Here is a 7847-nt window from a genome sequence, read left to right on the forward strand (position 1 = left end):
TGGTAACTCTATCTCTGAAAACGTTGGTCCTAAGCACCTAATCAACAAGAAAACTGTTGCGAAGCGAGCTGAAAATATGTTGTGGCACAAACTACCGAAATCAATCTACTTCCGTCGTGGTAGTCTTCCAATCGCTCTTGGCGACCTAGAAGGTAAGAAACGCGCGTTCCTAGTAACTGACCGTTTCCTATTCAACAACGGTTACGCTGATGACGTAGTTCAACTACTAAAAGCTCAAGGTATCGAAGTTCAAACATTCTTTGATGTAGAAGCGGATCCAACTCTATCTGTAGTAGAGAAAGGTGCTGAAGCAATGAAGAGCTTCCAACCTGACGTAATCCTTGCTCTAGGTGGCGGTTCTCCAATGGACGCAGCTAAGATCATGTGGGTTATGTACGAGCACCCAGAAACTCACTTTGAAGAACTAGCAATGCGCTTTATGGACATCCGTAAACGTATCTACAAGTTCCCTAAAATGGGTCAAAAAGCTGAGCTTGTATGTATCACTACAACTTCAGGTACGGGTTCAGAAGTTACTCCATTCGCTGTTGTTACAGACGACAAGACTGGTGCTAAGTACCCACTAGCTGACTACGAAATTACGCCAAACATGGCTATCGTTGATGCGAACCTAGTAATGAACATGCCTAAGTCGCTAACAGCGTTCGGTGGTTACGATGCAGTAACTCACGCTCTAGAAGCTTACGTATCAGTTCTTGCGAACGAATATTCTGATGGTCAAGCTCTGCAAGCTCTTAAGATGCTTAAAGAATACCTACCATCAAGCTACAAAAATGGTTCTGCTGACCCAATCGCTCGTGAGAAAGTACACAACGCAGCAACCATCGCTGGTATGGCATTTGCGAACGCATTCCTAGGTGTTTGTCACTCAATGGCACACAAACTAGGTGCTGAGTTCCACCTACCACACGGTCTTGCTAACGCACTACTTATCTCTAACGTTGTACGTTACAACGCGAACGATAACCCAACTAAACAAACGGCGTTCTCTCAATACGACCGTCCACAAGCACGTCGTCGTTACGCTGAAGTTGCTGACCACCTAGGCCTAAGCCAAGCTGGTGACCGTACTGCTCAGAAGATTGAACGTCTACTAACTTGGTTAGAAGAGCTTAAAGTTGATTTGGATATCCCACTATCAATCCAAGCTGCAGGTGTTAACGAAGCTGACTTCATCGCGAAACTTGAAGAGCTATCAGTAGAAGCGTTCGATGACCAATGTACTGGTGCGAACCCTCGTTACCCACTAATCAGCGAGCTAAAAGAAGTTCTAACGGCTTCTTACTTCGGCAAAGCGTTTGTAGAAGGTGAAACTTTCGAAGGTACAACTGTTATCAAGAAGAAAGCTGACCAAGAAGCAAAACCAGCTAAAGCTAAGAAAGAAAAAGCGGGCGCTTAATTAAAGCCCCCAGCTATGAGTTAGGTTTTCGCTAGCACGAAATCTACTTTATCGGAAAAGTACAAAGCCCCTGTCGAAAGACAGGGGCTTTTTTTCTTTAGAACGGATTGAGAGCGCGCTTTGAGAGTGGAGAAGTAGAGATTCGAGAATCGAGAATTGAGAGCCGAGAGATCCTCGACTCGGTCGTTCCTCCCTCTCGAGGATGACGGAATTGGGCGGGTGGTGTGTCTCGCGATAAAGCTTAGGTTTTCGCTCTCGCCTCCCGCTTTTCTCTTGTCTCGCATCTCGGAGCGCAGCGTTCTCTTCGCTCTCGTTTCTGCGCATACAAAAAAGCCGATGCGTTTGCATCGGCTCTTTAATTCGAGGAGAAGCGTTTACTTCTCTTCGTCTGGTAACTTAACGTTGAGCTCTAACACAGAGATATCGTCGTCTTTGTGTTCAAACGTCAGATCAACCATTGAAGGATCAACGGCAACGTATTTACTGATCACTTTTAGAATGTCTTCTTTAAGTTGCGGTAAGTAAGATGGTGCTGGATCATCATGGCTGCGACGCTCAGCAACGATGATTTGCAAACGCTCTTTGGCTAAGTTTGCAGAATTCTTTTTTTGTGGACGGAAAAATTCCAATAATGACATGCCGTGTTAGCCCCCAAATAGTCGTTTGAAAATCCCTTTCTTCTGCTCAGTTAGGAAGCGGAAGTCAATTTGATCACCCAATAGACGATCAACGGTATCTGCATAAGCTTGGCCTGCATCAGACTGATCGTCAAAGATTACTGGCACACCTTTGTTTGATGCATTCAGTACTGCTTGGCTTTCTGGAATAACACCCAGTAGAGAAATGTGTAGGATCTCTTCTACATCTTCAACACTTAGCATTTCGCCTTGGTTTACACGTGCAGGGTTGTAACGAGTCAGCAGAAGGTGTTGCTTAACAGGCTCTAAACCTTGTTCTGCGCGAACCGATTTAGAATCTAGAATGCCAAGAATACGGTCTGAATCGCGTACAGAAGAGACTTCAGGGTTAGTGGTCACAATCGCTTCATCTGCGAAGTACAGTGCCATCAACGCGCCTTGCTCGATGCCTGCTGGTGAATCACAGATAACAAAGTCAAAGCCCATTTCGTCTAACTCATCAAGAACACGTTTTACGCCTTCTTTGGTTAGCGCATCTTTATCACGAGTTTGAGAAGCCGGCAGAATGAACAGGTTGTCAGTGCGCTTATCTTTGATCATCGCTTGGTTTAGCGTTGCTTCACCATTGATGACGTTAACAAAGTCGTACACCACACGGCGCTCACAACCCATGATAAGATCAAGGTTACGTAGACCGATATCAAAATCGATCACCGCAGTTTTTTTCCCTTTTAGCGCAAGGCCTGAGGCAATCGCAGCGCTGGAGGTTGTTTTACCCACACCACCTTTACCTGACGTGACGACAATAATGCGTGCCATTCTTTATTCCTTATAATCTTTTAAATCGTCAACAACTCAAACTTTAGCGAGTCATCATCTAAACTAAATAAAACTTTTTGTTGCCAAAATTCTTCAGCAAATTGTTCAGTAAGCCAATAGTGTCCTGCGATAGACATTAATTCTGCATGTAATTTATTACATACGATGACTGCGCCTTTATTACCATTGGCTCCAGCAATTGCACGACCGCGCAATGTGCCATGAATGTGGATGGAGCCATCAGCAATCACTTCCGCGCCTTCACTCACGTGGTTGAGCACCACGAGATCGGCATCCTTGGCGTAGATTTGCTGGCCAGATCGTACTGGAGTACGAATGATCTTAGTGGGCGCCATTGTTGCCGGTGCTTGCGCTGGCGATTTACTCGCCGACATAATCGCAAAGCCCGCTTCACTTGCCATGTTTTGGGTGCGTTTATCTTTACTGCCTGTAATGCCGACCGGGATCATACCGACATCGGAAATACCTTGCTTCAATACTGAGAAATCAATATCACCTTGTACAAGGGAAACATTGATCACCACTGGCGCTGATGTGAAAAAAGCGGGAGCTTGCTCGACCTTCTCTTTCAGAAAATGAATAGTTTTTTCGACATCGTTGTCAGAAAGGTGCAAAACTGACAAAGTAAAACTACTACCTTTTAAATCCGGGGTATGTGACATCTTTTACTTTGGACCTCATTGGGTTATCGCCGTCGTAGAAATGACGTTGCCTGAGAGTAGGGGTGTCATGTTATATTCCCCGCATACGGTCAGCAAGTTATCTTGCTCTCATTTGGGCGTTTTCTTCCCAAAAATGACTTAAGATTGATATTCTTTAAACTAAGATGGATTAAAGGCTTCCCATGATTTGTGCTATTTACAAAAGTTCGAAAAAAGAAGGCGCATACTTATATGTGCCAAAAAAGGACGATTTTTCACAAGTTCCTGACCAACTAATGCAAATGTTTGGTAAACCTACCATGGTGATGGTGGTGAAACTTGAAGGTCGTACCCTAGCACAAGTGAATGTCGAAAAAGTGAAACAGTCGATGAACGATGAAGGCTATTTTCTACAACTGCCGCCGCCACCAAAAAATTTATTAGACGAATACAAAGAACAAAAAGCACGTCAGAAATCTGAATAAGATCGGATTGCTCAAGGAGGGCAATTGTGAAAAAACTACTGTCAGTCGTACTAGGCTTAACCATTACATCTTCAGTATTTGCTCAAGAAAAAAGCTTTGAGCAATATGTCGAATTCTTGAAAACCCAAGCATTGGAAAACGGCATCTCAGAACCGATAGTCACCAGTGCTTTTGCCGACGTTACTTTTAAACCACGTGCTGTGAAAGCAGATCGCAATCAGCCAGAGAAAAAGCTCACCTTAGATGAGTATATCCCGCGCGCTGTGCCAGAGTGGAAAGTAAAACAAGCGAAAGAGCTATACAAAGAACACCAAGCAGAGCTGACTCGTATTGGTGAAGAGTACGGTGTACAGCCAAGATTCATTGTCGCGCTATGGGGCGTAGAAAGTAACTTTGGCAAATTCACCGGTAACTACAGCGTGGTTGATGCGCTATCGACCATGGCTTATGAAGGACGCCGTGAAGAGTTCTTTCGTAAAGAGTTGATGTCAGCACTGACTATCCTCGATCAAGGCCACATTGACGTTGATGATATGAAAGGCTCTTGGGCCGGCGCGATGGGCCAATGTCAGTTTATGCCAAGTTCATTTTTAAGCTTCGCTGCGGATGGTAACGGCGATGGTAAGAAAGACATTTGGAACACCAAAGCAGACGTGTTTGCTTCAACCGCGAACTACCTAAGCCAATCTGGTTGGGATGATTCATATACTTGGGGTCGCCAAGTAAAACTGCCTGCTGACTTTGATATGAGCATTGAAGGTCGCGTGGAAGGCAAACAGAAAACCTTGACCGAATGGAATAAGTTGGGTGTCACCCGTTATGATGGCCGCCCATTACCCAAGTTAGATAACGATATTGAAGCTTGGTTAACCGCACCGGATCAAGCTGATGGTCGCGTTTACCTTGTTTACAACAACTACAATGTTTTAATGAAGTGGAACCGCTCTTACTACTTCGCATTGGCTGTTAGCCATCTTGCTGACCGCATTATGTTAGATTAAGCGTTCTATTCAAACGTGTTATCTTGAGGGGCTCATTGAGCCCCTTTTATTTTTAGGAGATGCAGTGCTTTCCGATAGAGCCGCGCAAATGGTGGTCTTTTCCGCTTTGCTTAAACATAAAAATTTCACTCTCGCAGCCAAGAGCTTGGGCGTGTCGGTTTCGCACGTCAGTAAACAGCTGGCGCTGCTAGAGCAATCACTTGGAGTGAAGTTAGTTCAACGAACTACGCGCAGTTTCACGGCCACTGAAGCGGGTGAACGCTTTCATCGACATTGCCAAAAGATCGTTAAGATCATTGATGAAGCGCAAAATGAAATTGAAAGCCAGAGAGATGAAGTGGAAGGGCTCGTTAAACTTGGGCTTTCTCAATCGTTTGGTACTTTGCATATCATCCCTGCGATCCAAGAGCTGCGTGAGCAATATCCGAACTTACAAGTAGAAGTTCACTTGTTCGATTATAAGGTTGATATGCTCGAAGAAGGTCTTGATCTTTGGATCACTAACAACGAGCATCTGCCTGAAGGCTATATTGCTCGTCGTATCGCTGATTGTCAGTTTGTGGTAGCAGCCTCGCCTGACTACTTAATGCAGTACACTGCCCCTGTTAATCCGCACGATCTGAGTGACCATAACTGTCTGATTTATCGTAGCTGGGAGCGCGACTACACCAACTGGGCGTTTGTAAACTTAGAGCAACAGCTGAATGTCAAAGTGTCAGGTAACTATTCAGTAGATTTGGCCGAAGCGGTGCGTGATGCTGCCGTGGCAGGGTGGGGAATCGCTTATCTTGCGACATATTTGATCCGCGATGAGTTTAAAAATGGCCAGCTTATTCAACTGTTACCAGAGTGGAAAGCCAGCCAAACCATGCCGTTTTATGCCGTCTATCCAAGTCGCCATTATCTTCCGAAGAAAACCTCTGCGGTGATCGAATTTATCAAAGATAAAATTGGCAACCCTTGCTATTGGGATGTTCAACTTTCCCCCTACATTAGCCGACCTAACTAGCCCGTCAAACCAAGGTTTATTATTTCCAAAGCTGGAAACATCTTTTCCATTTGGAAATAAATCGTTAGAGCAATCGTTTATCCTTATATAAAACAGTAAGTTAAATAAGTGGTGCAAAAAGCACCACTGAGAACTACAACTTCGCAACAAGTGTGACTTGCATCTCATTTTTTCGCCGCTATCATCCGATGCCTTTCCTGTTCCCCCTTTTTAGTCGGATTCATTTTATGAACTCAATCTTAGGTATTGTGGCGATTTTGCTCACCGCATGGTTGTTATCAACCAACCGTAAAAACATTAATTACCGCACGGTATCACTCGCATTTGCGCTACAAGTCTCTTTCGCTTTGTTAGTGCTTTATGTGCCAGCAGGTAAAGATGCGTTAGGTAATGTGACTGCCGCAGTATCAAACTTGATCAACTATGGCCAAGAAGGGATTGCGTTCCTATTTGGTGGCTTGGCAACAGGCAGCTTTACCTTTGCGATTAATGTATTAGGTATCATCGTCTTCTTCTCAGCACTGATCTCTGGTTTGTACCACATTGGCCTAATGCCAAAAGTGATTAACCTTATCGGTGGTGGTTTACAAAAATTGCTGGGCATTGGTCGTGCAGAATCGCTTTCTGCTACTGCGAACATCTTCGTCGGTATGATTGAAGCGCCATTGGTGGTTAAGCCTTACCTAAAACACATGACAGATTCGCAGTTCTTTACAGTTATGACCTGTGGTTTGGCATCTGTTGCGGGCGGCACGTTAGTGGGTTATGCATCACTGGGTGTTGATCTAAACTACCTGATTGCCGCTGCGTTCATGTCTGCACCGGCGGGCCTTTTAATGGCAAAAATCATGATGCCAGAAAGTGAAACCGTTGCTCCAGAAGTTGAACTTGAGAACGTTGAAATGCCAAAAGCGACTAACGTTGTTGAGGCGATGGCTGATGGTGCGATGTCTGGTCTACGTATTGCGGTAGCAGTAGGTGCCACTTTGCTGGCGTTTGTCAGTGTGATTGCACTGCTAAACGGGATTCTTGGTTGGGCTGGTGGCCTAGTGGGTATCGACCTAAGTTTTGAACTGATCCTTGGCTACCTATTTGCACCGGTTGCATGGCTGCTTGGCGTGCCATGGAGCGAGGCGACTATCGCGGGTTCTTTGATTGGTAACAAGATTGTAGTTAACGAATTCGTGGCTTTCATCCAATTAATGGAAGTGAAACCGTTACTAAGTGAACATTCACAAGCGATCGTGACCTTTGCACTGTGTGGCTTTGCTAACATCTCAACCATGGCGATGTTGATCGGCGGCTTGGGCAGTATTGTACCTGAAAAGCGTACCTTCATCTCTCAATACGGCTTCCGCGCAATTGCGGCGGGCGTAATGGCAAACTTGATGAGCGCATCACTTGCCGGTGTGATTCTGAGTCTTTAAGCGATTGTAGAGTCGAGAGTTTAGAATTGAGATTCTAGAAAATTCAGCTGGGCCTCACGGTGAAAATTGTGAGGTGCATGTTAAGAATCCAAAGGGGTTAGCGTATTACGCTAACCCCTTTTTTGTATACCAAGCATAGCTTTCTCGTTTCTCAATTCTCGCTTATCAAATCTCGGAGCAAAGCGTTCTTGCTAGTCTTGCTTCTCGGAACGTAGTGTTCTCGCGACTCCCGCTTCACGAATCTTTAAGCGCGGCGCCTTTAACCCTTTGGTCATTCCATAGAGCGCGAAGCGCGAGTAGGGAATCTGATTATGTGCGTGGAAGCCAGAGATCCCCGACTCAGTCGTTCCTCCCTCTCGAGGATGACGAAGTAGGGTGGGGCGGTT

The 7847-nt window shown here is 45.2% G+C and carries 9 protein-coding genes; 5 read left to right on the forward strand and 4 right to left on the reverse strand.

The features are described from left to right. The coding region (locus tag RH86_RS17680; protein WP_009387668.1) for an iron-containing alcohol dehydrogenase at nt 1–1420 on the forward strand (1420 nt) is incomplete at its 5' end. Nucleotides 1421–1794: 374 nt separating this feature from the next. Here the strand turns inward: RH86_RS17680 and minE are convergent. From minE to minC, 3 genes are read right to left on the reverse strand one after another with little or no spacing between them, the layout of a single operon-like run. Further along, nucleotides 1795–2058: a cell division topological specificity factor MinE gene (gene minE, locus RH86_RS17685; RefSeq protein WP_005593259.1), complete on the reverse strand. Its 264-nt coding sequence runs from the start codon at nt 2056–2058 to the stop codon at nt 1795–1797. Between the two features lie 6 nt (nt 2059–2064). Beyond that, complete coding sequence (gene minD, locus RH86_RS17690; RefSeq protein WP_009387670.1) at nt 2065–2877, reverse strand: septum site-determining protein MinD; 813 nt, start codon at nt 2875–2877, stop codon at nt 2065–2067. A 20-nt stretch (nt 2878–2897) separates the two neighbouring features. After that, complete coding sequence (minC, locus tag RH86_RS17695) at nt 2898–3560, reverse strand: septum site-determining protein MinC (protein ID WP_009387672.1); 663 nt, start codon at nt 3558–3560, stop codon at nt 2898–2900. A gap of 182 nt (nt 3561–3742) precedes the next feature. On the opposite strand from minC, the gene RH86_RS17700 reads away from it, so the two are divergent. The 4 genes from RH86_RS17700 to RH86_RS17715 all read left to right on the forward strand — a co-directional run bounded on the left by RH86_RS17700 (nt 3743) and on the right by RH86_RS17715 (nt 7461). Then, complete coding sequence (locus tag RH86_RS17700) at nt 3743–4024, forward strand: YcgL domain-containing protein (protein WP_005593255.1); 282 nt, start codon at nt 3743–3745, stop codon at nt 4022–4024. A gap of 26 nt (nt 4025–4050) precedes the next feature. Further along, a complete protein-coding gene (locus tag RH86_RS17705) occupies nt 4051–5025 on the forward strand; it encodes a lytic transglycosylase domain-containing protein (RefSeq protein WP_005593254.1) in 975 nt (324 codons plus the stop codon). A gap of 64 nt (nt 5026–5089) precedes the next feature. After that, nucleotides 5090–6034 (forward strand): LysR family transcriptional regulator, encoded by a 945-nt coding sequence (locus tag RH86_RS17710; protein WP_038219905.1) that lies wholly within the window; start codon nt 5090–5092, stop codon nt 6032–6034. 227 nt (nt 6035–6261) lie between these two features. Continuing rightward, complete coding sequence (locus tag RH86_RS17715; protein WP_005593253.1) at nt 6262–7461, forward strand: NupC/NupG family nucleoside CNT transporter; 1200 nt, start codon at nt 6262–6264, stop codon at nt 7459–7461. A 191-nt stretch (nt 7462–7652) separates the two neighbouring features. On the opposite strand, the gene RH86_RS20600 is transcribed toward RH86_RS17715, so the two are convergent. Continuing rightward, nucleotides 7653–7847, reverse strand: a 195-nt coding sequence (locus RH86_RS20600; protein WP_190275926.1) for a hypothetical protein, incomplete at its 5' end; no start/stop codon positions are given.

The sequence above is a fragment of the Vibrio sp. N418 genome, from assembly GCF_000222565.1.
Lineage (GTDB): Bacteria > Pseudomonadota > Gammaproteobacteria > Enterobacterales > Vibrionaceae > Vibrio > Vibrio scophthalmi.